Genomic DNA, 17,706 nt, shown 5'->3' with positions numbered 1-17,706 from the left:
ATTTGAGCCCTTCTAGGATGAACTGTGTTGTGATAAGCGATCAATTACAAGAAGTGCTGCGCCGACGGCGATCGCTTCCTCGCCAAAGGCACCTTTGCTGAACACCACTTGATATTCGGGGTAATGATAAGTCTTCCGAATAGCCGTTTGCGTCGCGGTATAAAAATATAAGTCATGATTCGTCATCAACGGTCCGCCAAGCACAACCTTCTCCGGATGCAGAACATTAAGCAGATTGGCAAGGCCGATCCCAAAGTAGGTGGCAGCTTGCGTGACGATTTCTGTCGTTAACGGGTCTTGACGTTTTAGCCCCTGCATCACGTGACGAAGCTGTACGGGTTCGTTTGGCTCCAGCAGCGAGGCCAAGTAGCTGTTGCGCCCCATTCGAAGCTTGGCATTCAGCTCCCGCTCAATGGCATACACGGTGCAGTAGGAATCGAGACAGCCGTGATTCCCATCCCTTGTCCGATAAGGAATGCCGTCACTCTGGATGATCATCTGGCCAAGCGAGCCCTCCATGTCCATGGCGCCATAAATGAGTTTGCCATCGGACATCATTGCTGATCGAAGCCCGATTCCGACATGTACATAGAGCATATGGCGTACATTCTTCATCCGGTCAGCAAAAGATTCGGCGATAATGGCGGTATTCGCTCCATTGTCCAGCATAACGGGGATATGCAGCCGTTCTTCAAATCGAGCCGCAATATTGATATTTCGCCATCCCGGCGCCTGGAACCACTCGGGATTCTCAATGTATCCTGTAAATCGATTCAGCGGCCCTACGGCCCCAATACCCAATCCTATAAGATGATCCTCTTGAATCTCGTATTCGTCTTTCCAAGCTTCAATCTGTCGAATAACAGTATGCAGTAGTGCTTCAGGGGTCATTTCTTCATGCATGTCCCATACGGAAGCAGCAAGCTTTTTACCACTAAGATTAAGCAGCACCAGTCTTGAACTGACACGAGAGATGTCTAGTCCTAAGCTGTAGCCGTAGTCAGCCCTAACGCGGTACAGGATAGGCCTGCGGCCGCCTGTGGAAGCGCCGAAGCCGCATTCCTCGATAACACCAAGGTTGAGGAGATCCTCAAGTACACGCGTCAATGTGCTTACCGTCAGCCCTGACTGATTCAGCAGATCGAGCTTTGAGATCTCGTGCTTTCTGCGTACCATGCTGAAGATTTCCTTGGCTTTCTGAGAGGTGATGCGATCCGCTGGATCTGGGTAATGATTATCCTTAGACATACAATACCATCCCCGCAATTCCTGATATTAAGATGACGGCGATCGGATGGATACGAAACTTGACCAGCGCAAGAAGGGCAAGGACAAAGATGCCGATACTGATGTAGGTGCTATTGGACCAGCCGCTCAGCAAATCCGCATTCATCGTCATATTGACGGCCGCGTACGCGATAAGCGCAATAACAGCCGGCTTCATACCGTCGAGTGCAGCCTGCACCCAATGATTATCATACATTTTATAGAAAATAGTGGCAACCAGCAACATGATGATTGCTGAGGGAAGGACGACCCCCAAGGAGGCGGCCAAGCTTCCTGCGAATCCGGCTGCTGCATATCCCACATAGACAGCGCTGTTCATGGCGATTGGTCCTGGCGCCATTCCGGCTAGGGTGACAGCTTCCGCATACTGTGCTGGTGTAAGCCACATGTGCGTGAGAGCCTCGCGTTCTATGATCGGGAGCATCGCGTATCCGCCCCCGAAGGAGATAAAGCCTAATTTGAAAAACGTCCAAAACAACTTCCAAAGTACGAACATGCTGGCTGCCTTCTTTCTATCCGGTATGACTTGTGTTCATCTTGGAACAATCTATCGATAACATTTTAAGAATGATGGGAAGATTGCTGAACATTATGCCCTTGTGATTTCGGCGGCATCGTCATGCGCATGCGCAGCCACTCTACGACTAAGCCAGCTAGGGTGCCGAGAACGAGTACAAGGATCGGATGAATAGGTGTAAATAAGAGCAGCAGCGCGCAAACGCTCATCGCAATCCAAGCGAATGCTTCCTTAAGCGTTCTCCGTCCCATGCGGATAGCAGCAAATGCGATCAAAGCAATAACCGCAGGCTTGATGCCGGTTAATGCCGCTTGAACAAGCGGCTGGCTGCTGTACTTGGCCACCCCAAGGCAGATGATAAGCATAATCAGTATGGTCGGCAGTGAAATGCCTATAATGGAAGCAACGAGCCCAGGAAGCCCTCCAATCCGGTAGCCGATTAAGCCTGCCGCATTGACGCCAATTCCGCCAGGAGCCGCTCCTGCGAGTGCTGTAATTTCATTCATTTCATCTTCATTAAGCCATTGATGATGCTCTACGACCTCTCTGTCCAGCACAGGGAGGATGGCATAGCCGCCGCCGAAGGTTGTAGGCGCAATCTTGGTGAATGTCATGAACAACTGGCCGCACAGCTTCAGTCTTGAAGGTTGTTGAGAGGCACGATCCACGAGTTCCCCTTCTTTCGGTTCTGTCTTGTTGCTTCTAGTATAGCTCACTTAATTCCAAAATGGAATAAACCTTATCCTATATTCGGCTATAAAGGATTATTGGAAGAAATGTAGAAGTTATTTATAAAACTAAAAATGAAACTTCTGTTCATTATGGATGGAACTATGGTTGTCTGTGACGAACAGATCCGAAAGGAGCCGTAAATATGACGCAAGCAGGAGGCGCGAAGCGTCCGAACATCCTGTTTATAACCGTGGATCAGATGCGATATGACTGCTTAAGCATTGCTGGGCATCCTGTTGTGGAGACACCGAATCTTGATGAGCTGGCAAGAACAGGGGTCCGATTCGACCGGGCCTACACGGCAACTCCATCCTGCATACCTGCTCGAGCAGCTATTTTTACAGGACAAAGCCCTGCTCATCATGGCCGAACCGGTTATGAGGATTGTGTGCCATGGAGGTATGAGGAGACGATGCCAGGCGAGCTTGCGAAGGCAGGCTACCATACACAGTGTGTAGGCAAGATGCATGTGTACCCTGCACGCAATCTGCTTGGATTCCACAATGTTGTCCTGCATGATGGCTATCTTCATCATAATCGGATGAGGCACAACGTTTCTGCCAAGGATCATTTTGACCAAGTGGATGATTATTTGGTATGGCTGCGCCAGCAGGTGCCGACCGCTGATCTTGTAGATTTAGGTCTGGATTGCAATGCTTCAACCGTTGCGAGACCTTGGGAGCTTCCAGAGCGTCTTCACCCAACCAACTGGGTCGTTTCGGAGTCCATTGATTTCCTTCGCCGTCGTGATCCAGGCAAGCCCTTCTTCCTGTGGATGTCCTTTGTGCGGCCGCACCCGCCATTTGATCCGCCGCAGGCGTTCTTGGATTTGTACAAGGATGCGGATCTTCCTGAGCCTCCAGTGGGAGATTGGGCGATGCAGGAGGACCCAGATCAGTTTGGTCTGAATCCAGTCACAGACAAGGGTTTGGTTCCAAAGCGCCGCCTCAAGCAAGCAATGGCTGCCTATTACGCCCTTATTACGCATTTAGATCATCAGATTGGCCGGTTTATACAGGTGCTGAACGAATACGGCGAATGGAATAACACAATTATTATCTTCACCTCCGATCATGGCGAGATGCTTGGCGATCATCATATGTTCCGCAAGGCGGTGCCGTATGAAGGCAGTGCAAGAGTGCCGTTCATTTTAAATGACCCAGGCAATCGACTTGGGCTGAGAAGAGGAGCGGTGCTGGACGAGGTGATTGAGCTTAGAGATATTATGCCTACAGTGCTTGAATCGGCAGGAGTAAGAATACCAGATGCCGTGGATGGCCAAAGTATTCTTGGTCTTGCGCGGAAGGATGCTGCATTGTCTGAAGAACAACAGGAATCTTCCTTGGAGCCAGCGTCTCAAGGCTGGCGGCCGTATTTGCACGGCGAGCATGCGTATGGCAGCCTGTCCAATCATTGGCTGACCAATGGAAAAGAGAAATATATTTGGTTCTCGCAGACTGGCAAGGAACAATATTTTAACCTTGAAAAGGATCCTTTGGAGCTTCGCAATGCGGTGAATGATGCTGAATATGCGGATCGGATCGTCCATTGGAGAAGCGAACTGATGAAGGAGCTTGAGGGCCGCGAGGAAGGGTACAGCGATGGAACGCAATTGTTCGTGGGCAAGCAGCCGAGATCGACGCTTTCATTTCTTAAATCATAGATAATCCACCATATGAACAGATATCCAATATCGGATAGAGTCTTTTCCTTTGGCCATTCAAGGAGGAAGAGGCTCTTTTTTATTTCTCGCTTGGCTAGATTCAATGAGCGGTGCTTTCTTCTTGAGGACAAGGCATTGTGCTTCAAAGATTGATCTTCTATAAATGTAAAATATATGTAGAACAGTGTGGTAGTGAACTGCTACAATTTAGAAGGATTTCTAATATATATAGAACAGGGGAAACGAGTATGAAAAGTTGGAGAAGGATGACTTGTTTGGCGATTATGATGGTATTGGGAGTGCTGCTAAGCGCTACTGTCTCTGCAGCAGACAAGCCAATCGCAGTCTATGTGAATGGAGAGAAGCTTGTCTTTTCTAGCGGAAAGCCGATCATGGTAGAGAACAACGTTATGATTCCATTCCGTCCGATATTTGAAAAGTTTGGTTTAGAAGTCTCATTTGACCGAGAGTATGCAGAAGGTTATGTGTTTGTAGTTGGAAGCAATCAAGTTATGGATATAGATCTGGTTATCGGCGAGAAGCTGGCATCGGTGAATGGAAAAACACATCGACTTCCGGTAGCGCCTAAAGTCATGAATGGTACGACTTACGTTCCGCTTCGTTTTATTGGCGAAGCCACTGGCAGTGTTGTTAATTGGGACTCCAAATCGAATACAGTAAAGATCGATATTAAAGGCGTCCTGGCGGACAATCTGGAGATTGCGGAGTTGTTTGATCGCTTCTATCATTATCAAAGCACCGACAATATCAAGGGATTGAAGTCTTTATTTAAAGGCTCGCTATACGAGGCTGATTTTATTAGCTTCTACGAGGAGGATGCGAAGAATTACGACGTCAAATATAGCTCGTTAAGCGACTATGATATTAGTGAGATCACGAATGATTATGCGCTAGTTACCCAGCATGAGCGCTATCAGTACGTATCAGGTTCTCCCTTCTTTCCCCACTCTGAACTTTTGACTAGCTATGAACTATTAAAAGTCGACGGGCATTGGATCATAGCGGATATGTGGACCGAAGATTGGGAGTTCTTTATGGACAATGAAGCATTGCTGGCAGCTCCGAAGATTCCTGCGGAAACAGAGAAGTCTATTCATGAATTAGTAGTAAAGTACAACGACTACTGGAGTGCTGAGGATGCTGAGGGCATCAAGTTGCTCAGAATCACGGATGACGCTTGGTTGGAGTCCTTTGAGCATACGGTGAGAGAGGAATTCCCGAAGTATGATATTAAGTATAAATATAATCAGCTCAAAACCATTCGGTATGATCAAGACGAGGCGACAGTATACGCAGTGAACGAGCGGAATTATGAGTGGGAAGGTAAGCCTACCACGGATTATTGTGCCTATATCATTGTAGTTAATCGAATGAAGGACGGCCAGTGGAAAATAAAAGATCACTACACGTTAAGAGAGGTCAAATTAGTACCAGATAAGCCCAATGGCCCATTTATAACCATTGAGCAATAATAAGCACTGGCGATAAACATGCAATCGAGTATGGACGACTATGTGTTGAAACAAGCATATGCGAGATTACAAAAAAGCGAGTCCGCGGCATATCGCCAAAGACTCGCTCCTTTATGTGTAAACTGCTTATTTCGCAGCAGCTTCGTAACGTTTTTCAACTTCTGACCAGTTTACAACGTTCCAGAATGCGCCGATGTAGTCAGGGCGTTTGTTTTGGTATTTCAAGTAGTAAGCATGCTCCCATACGTCAAGACCCAAGATTGGCGTCTTGCCTTCCATGATTGGGGAGTCTTGGTTAGGCAAGCTGTATACGGACAATTTGCCGTCTTTGTCTACAGCAAGGAATGCCCAGCCGGAACCAAAGCGGGTAGTAGCTGCTTTAGCGAAGTCCTCTTTGAACTTCTCAAAGCCGCCAAGCTCATTGTTGATAGCGTCAGCAAGCTTGCCAGATGGTTGGCCGCCACCGTTCGGTCCGATTACTTCCCAGAACAGGGAGTGGTTCGCATGGCCGCCGCCATTGTTGCGAACTGCTGTACGGATGCTTTCAGGTACGCTGTCCAGATCCGCGATCAATTCTTCTACTGACTTGGATTGCAATTCAGGAGCGGACTCCAAAGCTGCATTCAAGTTCGTTACATAAGTATTGTGGTGACGATCATGGTGAATCATCATGGTTGTTTCATCGATGTGTGGTTCCAAAGCATTGTTTGCATAAGGGAGTGCTGGTAATTGATGTGCCATCTGTATTACCTCCTGATAATTTGAAATCTCTCTTCATTCATTAAACATGATTGCACTGAATAAATCAACAAAAATGTTTAAAAAGTCAGTTAATTGTTGCCATGTGTACACAATGACATATATTGTGTCATAATATACCTGTAGGCACTCTATAGAGATTACCCAAAATTAGGGGATTCCAAACGCTACTGTCCCAATCCATCCCATGAGGTATGCATAGGGATATTCGATGTTTTTGTAATCATGGTGGAAGAGGAGGAGATAAAACCTGAAGAAAAGCGCTTAAAACCTAATAACACGTTGAAAACGATTACAATGAAGCGCTTTCAGTAGAAAAAGGGCTTTTTTTCGTATTTTTTAAAAGTTTTTGCGTAAGAAAGAAGGAAAACTGTGCTTTTTGTCGTATTTGTAAATTTGTTTTGTTTGATAAACTAGTCCCTATACAAGAGAGAGAGAGTATAGAACCTATCATGCTCAGGATGAGGAGAGTAGTACATGAATGTTCGTTCCTTTCGATTGTCGGATTATATGCCGGCTACAGAGTTGTTGAAAGCCTCGCTGTCAGAAGAGTGCTGCGAAAAGACATTAGCAGCCTTGGCAAGACAATTGAAGCTCGAGGGGGAGCTCGTTGTTGTAGCAGAGCTTGAGGAAGATTCTGATGTGAAGATCGTTGGCGTTGCCATCGGTACGATTGACAGCAACAATGGTTATTACTACCGTTTAGCTGTACACCCTGACTACCGCAGTCAAGGTATAGGGAAGGCTCTTGTTCAAAAGTTGGAGCAGAAGTTCCAACAGCGTCAAGTTAAGAACATTATGATTGCTGCGGACGAGCATACGGAGGTTGTCCTGCCGTGGTTCGAGCAGCTCGGATACGGAGCACAGCATGTTCTCCGATCCTTGAAGAAGCTCCGCATTGTTACAGGCTGAGCGTGATGATTTTGCTCTAGAGACATAATTGCATAATCCTGTATTGGAAGGCATATCTTTTCAAACGTTGCATTCGGCGAAAAGATATGCTTTTCTATTATTAATTAGTTTTTCCTTGAACTACACGTCATTTATAAATGAGGAAAGCCGATGGAGCACTACAGACAAGTACTCGTGAAGAGCTTTAAGCATGATGGGCATTTGCACCGGGTCTGGTTGAAAAACTGGCTCGTCCCGCCAACTGTGCGGCATCCGCTCTTTTGCGGAGTGGATATGCATGTCCTGATTAACAGCCAGACTCCAATCGTGGAATCAGACGGGAAGCAGTGGATGAGCAAGGTTCCCGCGGTTACCTTTTTGATTCCGAAGCTGTGGTTCAATGTTGTTGCCCTTATTGAAGAACAGGGCGTTCGCTATTACTGCAACATTGCCTCTCCTCCTTATGAATATGAGGACACCTTCACGTATATTGATTATGACTTGGATGTGATACGCCATGCGAACGGGCATGTCGCGGTTGTGGATCGTGATGAGTACAATCATAACCGGCTGCTCTATCACTATCCGGACATGGTCGAACGTAAGGTAGCCGCAGGTCTTGAGGAGGTGCTTGCTCGGATACAAGCCGGTGAGCTGCCTTTTCAGGATGAAGCGGTCGAATGGTACTATCATAAGTGGATGCAGTGGATGGCAGAGAGCGGGAATGCCGAGTATTAACAGGTATGCAGGGAATCATGCTGGCTTGATGAAGTTGAAGGTCGTTTCGGATCACAACGGCGCCTCGTTAGGAGAAACTAGCGACAAGGTGCCGTTTATCCGTTTATAGATAAATCGTGTTGAATTTGAACAATGAAGGAGGTGATGATAATGGAGGACAAACAGATGAAGCAGCAAACGTTTCACAAGCAACAGGAACGCTGGGACAAACTGAAAAAGGAGATTCAAGCAGCAGCTGAATCCCTTGGCATCGATCAGATCGGCTTTACAACGGCTGATCCTTTCCCTTTGCTGAAGGAACGCCTGAAGCAATCGGTGGATAAAGGCTACAATTCCGGCTTTGAGGAGCCCGACCTTGATAAAAGAACGCAGCCGAAGCTGCTGCTTCCAGGAGCAGCGTCCATTCTGTCGATTGCGGTTGCCTATCCTTCCAAGCTGCCTTATACGCCAAAGTCAGAGCCTCAGTCGTATCGAGGCATGTTTGCAAGAACGGCTTGGGGAATGGATTACCATCATGTGCTTCGGGATCGCTTGAAGCGGCTTGAGAGTTTTATTCAAGAGCGAGTCCCTGAATCGGAGCTAAGCATATTGAGCATGGTGGATACGGGCGAGCTGTCGGATCGTGCGGTTGCAGAACGAGCAGGGGTCGGCTTTAGCGGGAAAAACTGCTCCATTATCTCACCTAAGCTTGGCAGCTGGATCTACTTAGGGGAAATGATTACGAATATTCCCTTTGCCCCTGATCATCCGTTAACAGAGGATTGCGGAACTTGTACAAAGTGCATGGATGCCTGTCCGACTGGTGCCTTTGTCGGTCCGGGCCAGCTGAACGCGAATCGTTGCATTTCCTTCCAGACACAGCTTAAAGACATGCTGACGGATGAGATGATGAAGAAGATGGGCAATCGCTTGTACGGCTGTGATACGTGCCAGATCGTGTGTCCGAAGAATCGCGGACTTAACTGGACCCATCAGGAAGAGCTTCAGCCCGATCCTGAACAGACGAAGCCGCTGCTCGTGCCGATGCTGTCGCTATCGAATCGGGAGTTCAAGACCTCGTTTGGCACTAGTGCAGCGGCATGGCGAGGCAAGAAGCCCATTCAGCGCAACGCTATCGTGGCGCTAGGCAATTTCCGGGATAGAAGCGCCGTGCCAGAGCTCTCGCAACTTCTTCTCAAGGATGATCGAAGTGAGATTCGCGGCACTGCAGCGTGGGCTCTAGGGCGCATAGGCGGCGATACGGCCATTGAGAAGCTTGAGCTCGCGAGACAGCGAGAAGCTGAAGAGGAGGTCTTGAAGATGATCGAAGATGCCATTCAAGAGGTGAAAGCAACGCCTGAGCCGTTGTACATGATCGAGATGGATTCACCGCTTGGCAAGCTTACGCTTAGCGCGACATTGGAAGGGCTTTGCCGAATTGACTTTGGCAGTGTGCTCGACTGCTCGCAAGAAATTCAAGTTTGGGCAGAGAAAGCGATCGGTGCTGTTATTCTTCAACGGAATCCTGAGCGCTTGAAGGAAGCGAAGCAGCAGCTTGAGGAGTATTTTGCTGGTGAGCGTACAGCGTTTGACCTGTCGCTTGATATCCGCGGAGGCACTCCCTTCCAGAGGGAAGTATGGCATGCACTTCGCAGCATCCCGTATGGCGAGACCTGGGCATACAAAGATATTGCTGAGAAGATTGGCAATCCAAAGGCGGTCCGTGCCGTTGGCGGCGCAAACAATAAGAATCCGCTCTCGATTATCATTCCGTGCCATAGAGTGATTGGCGCTTCAGGGCAGCTTGTGGGATATGGCGGCGGATTATCGAAGAAGGAGATTCTTTTGGCTTTAGAGCGGAAGTGAGGCTGTTCATTTTCATAGAAAAAGGGGAAATCTGCTTAGAACGAAAGCCATTGGATGAGCAGGAAGCTTGTCCCTATAATTGTCATCTCACGATGGACATGCTATCATAGTGCGGTAGTAGATTAACATCGTATATGTTGGGGTGACCATTGGAATGTGGACATGGATTACGGGCATCGTGTGCCTGATTATCGGTCTAGTAGGCGGATTTGCAATTGGTGTATACTATCTCCGCAATCAAATGACCAAAATGCAATCAGATCCTGAGATGATTCAGAAGATGGCGAAGCAGATGGGCTATAATCTGAATCCGAAGCAGATGCAAGCCGCCCAGAAAATGATGAAAAATGGCGGAGCCGGTCAAATGAGACCAAGCGGAGCTGCAAAGGGGAAAAAGAAAAAATAATTCCCCTTATGAAGCAGCAGTGCTAATGAACGCATGTGGCGGGAAGGAGGAGCAGTCATGGCGGGTGTAAAAGATTACGTGAATAAGAGCGTTAGCGACAACCGTGAACAAGTTGAATACCATATACGCGAGCTATTGAAGCTGATTGGCGAGAATGTGGAGCGCGAAGGACTTCTGGATACACCGGCGCGGGTAACGCGCATGTATGAGGAAATCTTTAGCGGATACAGCGTAGATCCGCGAGATGTACTTGGCGTAACGTTCGACGAGCAGCATGAAGAATTAGTCATTGTGAAGGATATTGTATATTACAGCCAATGTGAACATCATATGGCTCCATTCTTCGGCAAGGTACACATTGGTTATATTCCAAGCGGTCAGATTGTAGGCCTAAGCAAGCTTGCACGTCTGGTCGATGCGATTACACGCAGACTGCAAGTCCAAGAGCGTATTACTTCCGAGATTGCAAACATTTTGGAAGAGGTGCTGACGCCGCAAGGTGTAATGGTTGTAGTCGAAGGCGAGCATCTGTGCATGTGTGCTCGCGGCGTGCGTAAACCAGGCAGCAAGACGGTCACGACGGCTGTAAGAGGCTCGTTCAAGACAGATGCTGCCAGTCGCCAGGAATTCATGTCACTGCTGAAGCAGTAGGGTTATTAGGGTTGTAAGGATCGTATAGAACCCGTTCCGGGCATGGAACGGGTTTTTATTTCGAGATACAAGCATTTTAACGACGAATACGGTGCTTAATTGTGGTCGGAAACGCCTATATGTCCTTGCAAGGATAGAAATGGCGTGTTTCCGTTAGGATGGTGTGCGACAACGAAGGAGGAAGGAACGAGAAGATGACGGTACAAGAGAAGCAACCAGCATCAACGGATCAAGAGAAGGTATTGACAGAGGAGCAGCAGATGCTGTCCAAGCTGTATGAAACAGCAAGAGAATTTAAGAAGCTGGCTTGCTGGAAGTGGATTTCGGATAACCATATTTTTGGTGTGCGTAACCCTGAGGACGGCGAAATTGGCTACTGCAGCATCATGGGCGAAAGTGAGAATCTGTTTGGTCTTGCTTTGTTCCGTGGAAGCGAAGGGTTGGAAAGCCTTAATGACATGCTGATCGAGCGCGATGAGCGCTACGCATGGCTGCACAGACAAAAATGTATCATGGTGACTTACGAAGACCGTACAGATTTAGAGAAGCGTGACTTGGCTGAGATCAAGGAACTTGGCTTAAGCTTCCGTGGACGCAATGCATGGCCGATGTTCCGGGTGTTCGACCCTGGATTTGTGCCTTGGACATTGAATTCGGAGCAGGTTCGCTTTATGACAGCAGCCTTGGAGCAAGCGATGGACTTTGCTTCGCGTGCGAAGAAGGATGCCTCGCTCTTGACACCGCCTCAATCCGGATACGTTCTTGTCCGCACAAACGAAAGCGGTGCTTGGGAGGATCGCTGGGTGGAGCCTGGCTTTGTGTTGAAGCGTCCAAACAAGGTTATCATGAACAATCAAGAGATGCTTAACGACATTATGAATCGTTTCCCGAACAAAAAGGGACACTGGGAGACGGAGTTCTTCTTTGCTCCTGTAGCGGTGAAGGGTGACGGTGAGCGTCCTTATTATCCACGTCTTGCTATTTGGGTAGACCGTACGACACGCTCCGCGGTTGGCTTCCACTTGTGCTATGACGAGAACTATGAGCAAGAGTTCTTGGAGCATTTCCTGAAGCTGATCGAAGAGAAGGGACATCGTCCTCAGAAGCTGATCATTCGCACGAATGAAACGTTGGATCTATTTGAGAAGACTGCACAGCGTCTGAAGGTTAAGATTGAGCGCGAGCCTCGTCTTGTCTTCCTTGAGGAAGCGCGTCAGGACTTGTTCGAATACTTTATGAATAATCAGAAGTGATAGGTGTAATGCCAGAAAAGACCGTCTCGATTACAGAGGTGGTCTTTTTGCGTAATCTTGCTCCATTTGTTATGAACGTGACAACCTAACTTAGCTAGAAGCTTATTCACAGCATGAGTAGTAGACGTAGGCCAAATAGCAGCCGCCGCTCAATAAAACACTAAAGCAGCAAAGAGCAGATTGATCCTGCATTTGATGCGTGAAATATTTATCGTTAGTGATATTTCATTATGCTAATCGTTGAGCTTCGATTGGACACTAGCGATGAGAACGATTGTAATAAAGTGTAAAAGCACTTGTGCTAGATAACTCGATGCATGATCACTGTAGGAACATGCCTCTCCTCGTTTTACTGTATACTCTTTCCATAATCTTGGTCTAGTCTAGGATCTTTCCTCATCTTCTCTAGTATTGCACTTGTAAACGCTCTCAAGGCGGGATAGATCGCCTTCTTGTCGAAAGATTTACCTTGCAACACCCCTAACACAAGTGCAGCTTAATAAAGGGGAAGCGTGATATTTTTGATCGCTTCTATGGTTTCGACTTTGAATGTCGTTTCCAATGCCAAACAGGTATACACCTCATGTCATTATTTCTCGGGAAATGATGATTCGGCCTTTCAAAGATAGAATGAAATCATAGAAAGCGTCATATCCTTCCAGTATTATTGGGATTACGGAAAGTTTGAGGGGAAATGACAGACAATGACGCAAACATTCATCGACATGATGATAGCGTAAGTGCAGGAAAGGGACTTGCCTACATGGCGGGAGATCTCTTGCTTTTGATGATATAGATAGTGAGTGCGATCGTGCTGGCTGCCGCCTATCGAAGCAAGTGATGATATAAGTAAGCTTGTCCGCAGGTTTGCATGTAAAATTCTTTCGAAACCATTCAAAGATGAGACCGGGTATAGAGGTAGGCTTTATCGCCAAATAAATCGAATGTGGGCTCCGTCTATGACGAAACGCAGGCATCCTATCATGATAAAATAACGCTGCGCACATCGCGCAGCGTTTATCTAAAGTATGGAGGGATCGCAAAGCAACGGTCGACAGAGATAGCAAAAGGGGAATGCAAACGGCTTCCCTTTACTTGATGTAAAGGATTTGACACATACTCATATTTCAATGGCCAGCCGGCTAGAAGGGCGGCCATTTGAGCATCCTTGCTTTGAGATAGCGTTCCTGAACCTTCGGCCAGTAAACGACGTTCCACCAATCCTTGATATAGTCTGCCCGCTTGTTTTGATGCTTTAAATAATAGGCATGCTCCCAGACGTCCAGCGGGAGGAGCGGTATCACATCCCATTGGGATAGATTCTGATGCTTTTCAGCCTGCAGAATCTCCAAGCGGCGGCTTCTCGGACTCCAAACAAGGATAGCCCAACCGCTGCCCTCCACCATTTCGGCAGCTTTGGAATACTGCTGCTTAAAGGCCTCCAAGCTGCCAAAGTCCCGCACGATCTGCGCGCGAAGCTCGCCTTCCGGCTCACCGCCGCCTTTTGGACTCATAATTTCCCAGAATATCGTATGAAGATAGTGGCCGGCTCCGTGAAAGGCAAGCTCGCCCGCAAGCGCCTTGATTCGCTCGAAGTTGCCCGTGCGTCTAGCTTCTAATAACGCCAGCTCGGCTTTGTTGAGGCCTTCCACATAGCTCTGGTGATGCTTGTCGTGATGGATGCGCATGGTCGTCTCGTCAATGTAAGGCTCGAGCGCATTGTATGGGTAAGCAAGCGGCGGCAAACGATGCCCGCCAGGCGGAACGTAGGCCATGTCTGACTCAGGGCGACCTGGCTGCTCCGTGCGTGGAGGCGAGGTTCCGCCGCTCCGGTGAGGATCAGAAGGCGGATAGCCTTGCAGGGATTCAGCATTCTCCGACGAGCGATTGGCCTTTGTTATCGTAGCAGCAGGCGCGATGTAGGCAGTCGATGCGCCGTAGGGCTGCTCATGCACCATCGTGGCTGGCTGGGCATAAAGAGGCTGTTCGTCAGCTTGTCGAAAGGGCTCCTCTTGCGGTTGCAAATTGCCAATAAAGGCCCTTATGCCTGAGCTTGGCGCTTGCTGAGCACCTGATTGCGCAGCTGTCCATGGCGGTTCTTCCTCAGGCGCAGGAAAAGAAGGCCCTAACGCGTGGATATGCGCTTGTGGACCAGACGCCTGCTTTGGCGGATTGGCGCTAACCGTAGCCAAAGGGACATTCGTAAGCCCGTGAACAAAGCTGACGAACACGTACGATTCACGGACAATATGAGAGACGACCAGCGAGGCTGGTTGATTATCCTGAACCACCTTGCTGTACTGCCGCATATATTCGAGCTGCTGGACGAACTGCTCAGACTGATAGACGGATGCTTTAAGCAGCAGTTCGATCTGTTCTAGCATGGGTTGTTCCGGCAGCTGTCTTTTTTTAGAGATGCTGTTGAGCCAGCCTCGTGCGGTCTCCTCCGTTTTCTGGAATACCTGCTCCCACTCGGACAGCACCTGGACATAGGCGGGTTCAAGATCGGGGACAAGCTGAGAGATCATATGAGCATGCTCCAGCTCTTGATTTTTCCAAAATTGAATCTCTTCCAGCAAGCGCACGGGCATGAGATCTCCATAGATGAGCAGCACATCGTCACCTCCTTACCTCGTCGATCTGCTCACTCCTTATGTTCATGTGTATGTCGACAATAGGTTGGCCTATATCACTTAAAAAAAGAAATAAACCCTTCATGCTCATATAGAGCCTGAAGGGTGAAAGAACTTAAAGGTGCTAGTAAGACAAGATATGATAGCACGATGCAAAAAAAGATGGGGAAGCAAGAACATTAATATCCACTGCATGAAAGTACAGAATCTTCTATCTACGTTTATGCTAAGGACTATTTGACTTTAAAGCCTAATGAACGATTACCGAGACTCTTGGTCTTTTGCGATCAAGACAGAGGGCTTATCGACATGCGCAAGATAATCGGCAACCAAGCTCAAGTATTCTTTGCTATGCGTGCGATAGATCATTTCATGCTGTGCGCCAGACACGATCCAAGAGCTTGAACGGGAAGGGTCCTGATTGGCCGCAATCTCCTCAGCGATGGAGTAAGGCGCCTTCGTATCCTCCGTTCCATGAATGAATAGCGTCGGCATGCTGTATTGATGCTGCTTCACTTCCTGATAAGGAATCTGCTGCATGCTCGTGTCATTCAACAACGGGAACATCATCCGCAGAATATCCAAGGAAGGATGCTTAGGGACCTGCACATACTGCTGCACGTTATGGTACAGCGTATCTGGCTCGAGCAGGAAGGTGCTGTCGAGGATCATCCCATCGATATGATTATCCTCTACAAGCCCTGCCTGAAGCGCAGTGCCGGCTCCCATGGAGAAGCCCCATACGATGACCTGCTTGGCTCCGCGCTCTTTTGCAAGGTCTACCGCGCCCAGCAGCTGCTCCTTTTCAATCCGACCGCCTGTTGCCTTAGTCTTGTGCTGCTCTGAGGCAAAGCCATAGTCGAACATCACGACATTGTAGCCAAGTCGGTGGGCAAATTGTGCGAGATCATACATAGGCACCCAGTATTCCTCGCGGTTTGCACCGTATCCGTGGCTGAGTACAATCGTCTTGGTGGAATCATCAGCGGGGATATACCATCCATCGACGAGCGTGTGACCGTCTCTAGCAGGGAACGTAACCGTATCATAGGACATGCCCTTGGCTGCCATCGGATTCGAGAACAGCGGAGGAACCTGCGGGTTCGCAAACATCCAGGCAATAAAGGCATGAGCGGCTAAGAAGATCAGTACCGCCGCGAATAGTGCAGACAGCAGCAAGGCAATCACAATATTTTTGATCCGTACTTTGCCGGATTGAACAAGCTTAGGATCAACCGGGTTTATCCATTCTGGCTTTAGTACGGGGGTCGAAGTTAACGGTGTATTCATGATCATGGCCTCCTTGGATAATGTCGATTCTTCACCTCGCAGGGTGAATGCTAGAGAAGGAGGTAACGTCATATAGGACATAAGTCTCGTAAAAAGAATGAGAATAGGCACTCAACCTTGTCATTTCTTCTCTACTTTAATAGTATGTTGAAAGCCCTTACAACTCAACAGTTATACGGGATTTGTAAGGTCGGCGTAATCAAGTTGTAATATTGCAATCATCCTGTAAAATTTGTCGAAAGCAGGGCCTTTAGTCGAGTAAGGTGTTGGTTGAAGGTGTGTGTCATTCAAGCCCAATTTTAAGGCGTCTAATGAAATTTCCTCGTCGCTCACGACAGGCAAAGCACCGTATATCCTTCTATGCTTTACGAATATTACTTGCATCCGTTATACTTAATGTAACGAGGTTTCATACTATGAAACGTGAAAAGAAGGAGATCCGACATGGAGGAACGTGGCGGCAAGTTAACGGTGCGCGCGGTGGAGCGTGCGCTTGATATCTTAATGTGCTTTGCACACGATCAAGATCTGACGTTAACCGAGATAGCGGGACGCATTGGTTTGAATAAGAGCACCGTACATCGCTTGATTGCGACCTTGGAGGAGCGGGGCTTTATTCTGCGGAATGGAGACAAACTTCGCTTGGGATACCGGGTATGGGAGCTTGCGGCAAACCTGACTCAGGTAGATGATCCAGCGCAGCTTCTGCTTCCAGAGATGGAGCGCCTGAGAGATCAGCTTGGAGAGACCGTGAGCCTCTATGTCCAAGATGGGGATGCAAGGATTCGCATTCAAGCGGTACAAAGCAATCAGGCCATACGGAGAGTTGCTCCAGTTGGGGCAAGACTGCCTTTATATGTAGGGGCATCGAGCAAGGTGCTGCTTGCTTTTATTTCGGAAGAGGAACGCGAGCAGATCTTGAATACAATAGAGTGGCCTCAAAATTTTGATGTGCATGTATACTTGGCTCAGCTTGATGAGGTGACAGAATCAGGCTTTGCGATAAGCATGGAGGAGCGGGAGCCGGGCGCTGCGGCAGTGGCGGTTCCAGTCTATGGCCGCGATCAGCAGCTAGCGGCGGCGCTATCGATCTCGGGACCAGTCAGTCGTCTAACGCAGGAGACGATGATGGAGTATGCGCCGTATCTGAAGGAAGCGGCTGCTCGTATGGGAACGATGATGCGCACGGTGACGTAGACAGAAACGCTCTTTTTTAGTAAATGTGGAATGAGCGGCACAGCTACATCATATCTACATCACATTCAGTATTAATGGTTGCAGAAGGACTTGATTTAAGGTAAGGTAAAGAAGGAAATTATTTCAAAAACTATCATTGAAGATGGTTATCATGCGTTACTAGGGGGGCCCCGAGCGGGGCTGAGATGAGATCGCGACGAAGATCTTACACCCTTTGCACCTGATCTGGGTTATACCAGCGTAGGGAAGTAATCGGCACTTCGGAGAACATAAGCCTCCAGTCTATTGCCAATAGACGAGAGTTGCTTATTCGTTCGTATCGTGAAGACAACAGTCTAGCCGATTCCCTTG

Annotated in this window: 15 protein-coding genes and 1 riboswitch; of the genes, 9 read left to right on the top strand and 6 right to left on the bottom strand. The window is 48.3% G+C overall.

Translation table 11 applies throughout. The annotated features are described in order from the left end of the window. Positions 1 to 12: 12 nt before the first annotated feature. From I2H74_RS20355 to I2H74_RS20345, 3 genes are all read right to left on the bottom strand, one after another. Entirely contained in the window at positions 13 to 1,248 is a 1,236-nt protein-coding gene (locus tag I2H74_RS20355) for an ROK family protein (RefSeq protein ID WP_195576080.1), read from the bottom strand. After that, a complete protein-coding gene (locus I2H74_RS20350; protein WP_195576079.1) occupies positions 1,241 to 1,783 on the bottom strand; it encodes a chromate transporter in 543 nt (180 codons plus the stop codon). The genes I2H74_RS20355 and I2H74_RS20350 overlap by 8 nt, the downstream gene beginning before the upstream one ends. Positions 1,784 to 1,848: 65 nt before the next feature. Next, the gene (locus tag I2H74_RS20345; protein WP_324254119.1) at positions 1,849 to 2,472 is read right to left on the bottom strand and encodes a chromate transporter; all 624 of its coding nucleotides are present in this window, start codon (positions 2,470 to 2,472) and stop codon (positions 1,849 to 1,851) included. A 206-nt stretch (positions 2,473 to 2,678) separates the two neighbouring features. Here I2H74_RS20345 and I2H74_RS20340 point away from each other — a divergent pair, with 206 nt between their 5' ends. Continuing rightward, positions 2,679 to 4,199, top strand: a complete 1,521-nt coding sequence (locus tag I2H74_RS20340) for an arylsulfatase (protein ID WP_195576078.1) — start codon at positions 2,679 to 2,681, stop codon at positions 4,197 to 4,199. 248 nt (positions 4,200 to 4,447) lie between these two features. Next, positions 4,448 to 5,692: a copper amine oxidase N-terminal domain-containing protein gene (locus tag I2H74_RS20335; RefSeq protein ID WP_229106891.1), complete on the top strand. Its 1,245-nt coding sequence runs from the start codon at positions 4,448 to 4,450 to the stop codon at positions 5,690 to 5,692. A 126-nt stretch (positions 5,693 to 5,818) separates the two neighbouring features. Here I2H74_RS20335 and I2H74_RS20330 read toward each other — a convergent pair whose 3' ends face one another. After that, positions 5,819 to 6,433, bottom strand: coding sequence for a superoxide dismutase (locus I2H74_RS20330; RefSeq protein ID WP_195576076.1), 615 nt, complete (start codon positions 6,431 to 6,433; stop codon positions 5,819 to 5,821). 495 nt (positions 6,434 to 6,928) lie between these two features. Here I2H74_RS20330 and I2H74_RS20325 point away from each other — a divergent pair, with 495 nt between their 5' ends. From I2H74_RS20325 to I2H74_RS20300, 6 genes are all read left to right on the top strand, one after another. Next, positions 6,929 to 7,363: a GNAT family N-acetyltransferase gene (locus I2H74_RS20325; RefSeq protein ID WP_195576075.1), complete on the top strand. Its 435-nt coding sequence runs from the start codon at positions 6,929 to 6,931 to the stop codon at positions 7,361 to 7,363. A 150-nt stretch (positions 7,364 to 7,513) separates the two neighbouring features. Further along, positions 7,514 to 8,080, top strand: a complete 567-nt coding sequence (locus I2H74_RS20320; RefSeq protein WP_195576074.1) for a DUF402 domain-containing protein — start codon at positions 7,514 to 7,516, stop codon at positions 8,078 to 8,080. 150 nt (positions 8,081 to 8,230) lie between these two features. Next, positions 8,231 to 9,925, top strand: a complete 1,695-nt coding sequence (queG, locus tag I2H74_RS20315) for a tRNA epoxyqueuosine(34) reductase QueG (protein WP_229106890.1) — start codon at positions 8,231 to 8,233, stop codon at positions 9,923 to 9,925. Between the two features lie 154 nt (positions 9,926 to 10,079). Then, on the top strand, positions 10,080 to 10,331 hold the full coding sequence (locus I2H74_RS20310) for a YneF family protein (protein WP_195576145.1): 252 nt from the start codon (positions 10,080 to 10,082) through the stop codon (positions 10,329 to 10,331). A 57-nt stretch (positions 10,332 to 10,388) separates the two neighbouring features. After that, the gene (gene folE / locus I2H74_RS20305) at positions 10,389 to 10,982 is read left to right on the top strand and encodes a GTP cyclohydrolase I FolE (RefSeq protein WP_195576072.1); all 594 of its coding nucleotides are present in this window, start codon (positions 10,389 to 10,391) and stop codon (positions 10,980 to 10,982) included. Positions 10,983 to 11,176: 194 nt separating this feature from the next. After that, positions 11,177 to 12,235 (top strand): DUF7309 domain-containing protein, encoded by a 1,059-nt coding sequence (locus I2H74_RS20300; protein WP_195576071.1) that lies wholly within the window; start codon positions 11,177 to 11,179, stop codon positions 12,233 to 12,235. Positions 12,236 to 13,377: 1,142 nt separating this feature from the next. Here the strand turns inward: I2H74_RS20300 and I2H74_RS20295 are convergent. Further along, a complete protein-coding gene (locus I2H74_RS20295) occupies positions 13,378 to 14,850 on the bottom strand; it encodes a Fe-Mn family superoxide dismutase (RefSeq protein WP_324254118.1) in 1,473 nt (490 codons plus the stop codon). A gap of 279 nt (positions 14,851 to 15,129) precedes the next feature. Further along, positions 15,130 to 16,158, bottom strand: a complete 1,029-nt coding sequence (locus I2H74_RS20290) for an alpha/beta hydrolase (RefSeq protein WP_195576070.1) — start codon at positions 16,156 to 16,158, stop codon at positions 15,130 to 15,132. 444 nt (positions 16,159 to 16,602) lie between these two features. Between I2H74_RS20290 and I2H74_RS20285 the strand changes: the two genes are divergently transcribed. Then, entirely contained in the window at positions 16,603 to 17,355 is a 753-nt protein-coding gene (locus tag I2H74_RS20285) for an IclR family transcriptional regulator (RefSeq protein WP_195576069.1), read from the top strand. A 151-nt stretch (positions 17,356 to 17,506) separates the two neighbouring features. Continuing rightward, positions 17,507 to 17,619: riboswitch (TPP riboswitch) on the top strand. Positions 17,620 to 17,706 lie beyond the last annotated feature (87 nt).

The sequence above is a fragment of the Paenibacillus sp. 1001270B_150601_E10 genome, assembly GCF_015558675.1.
Lineage (GTDB): Bacteria > Bacillota > Bacilli > Paenibacillales > Paenibacillaceae > Paenibacillus_B.
Note: the sequence above shows the minus strand (reverse complement) of the source record. Positions and strands in the feature narration are given on the sequence as shown.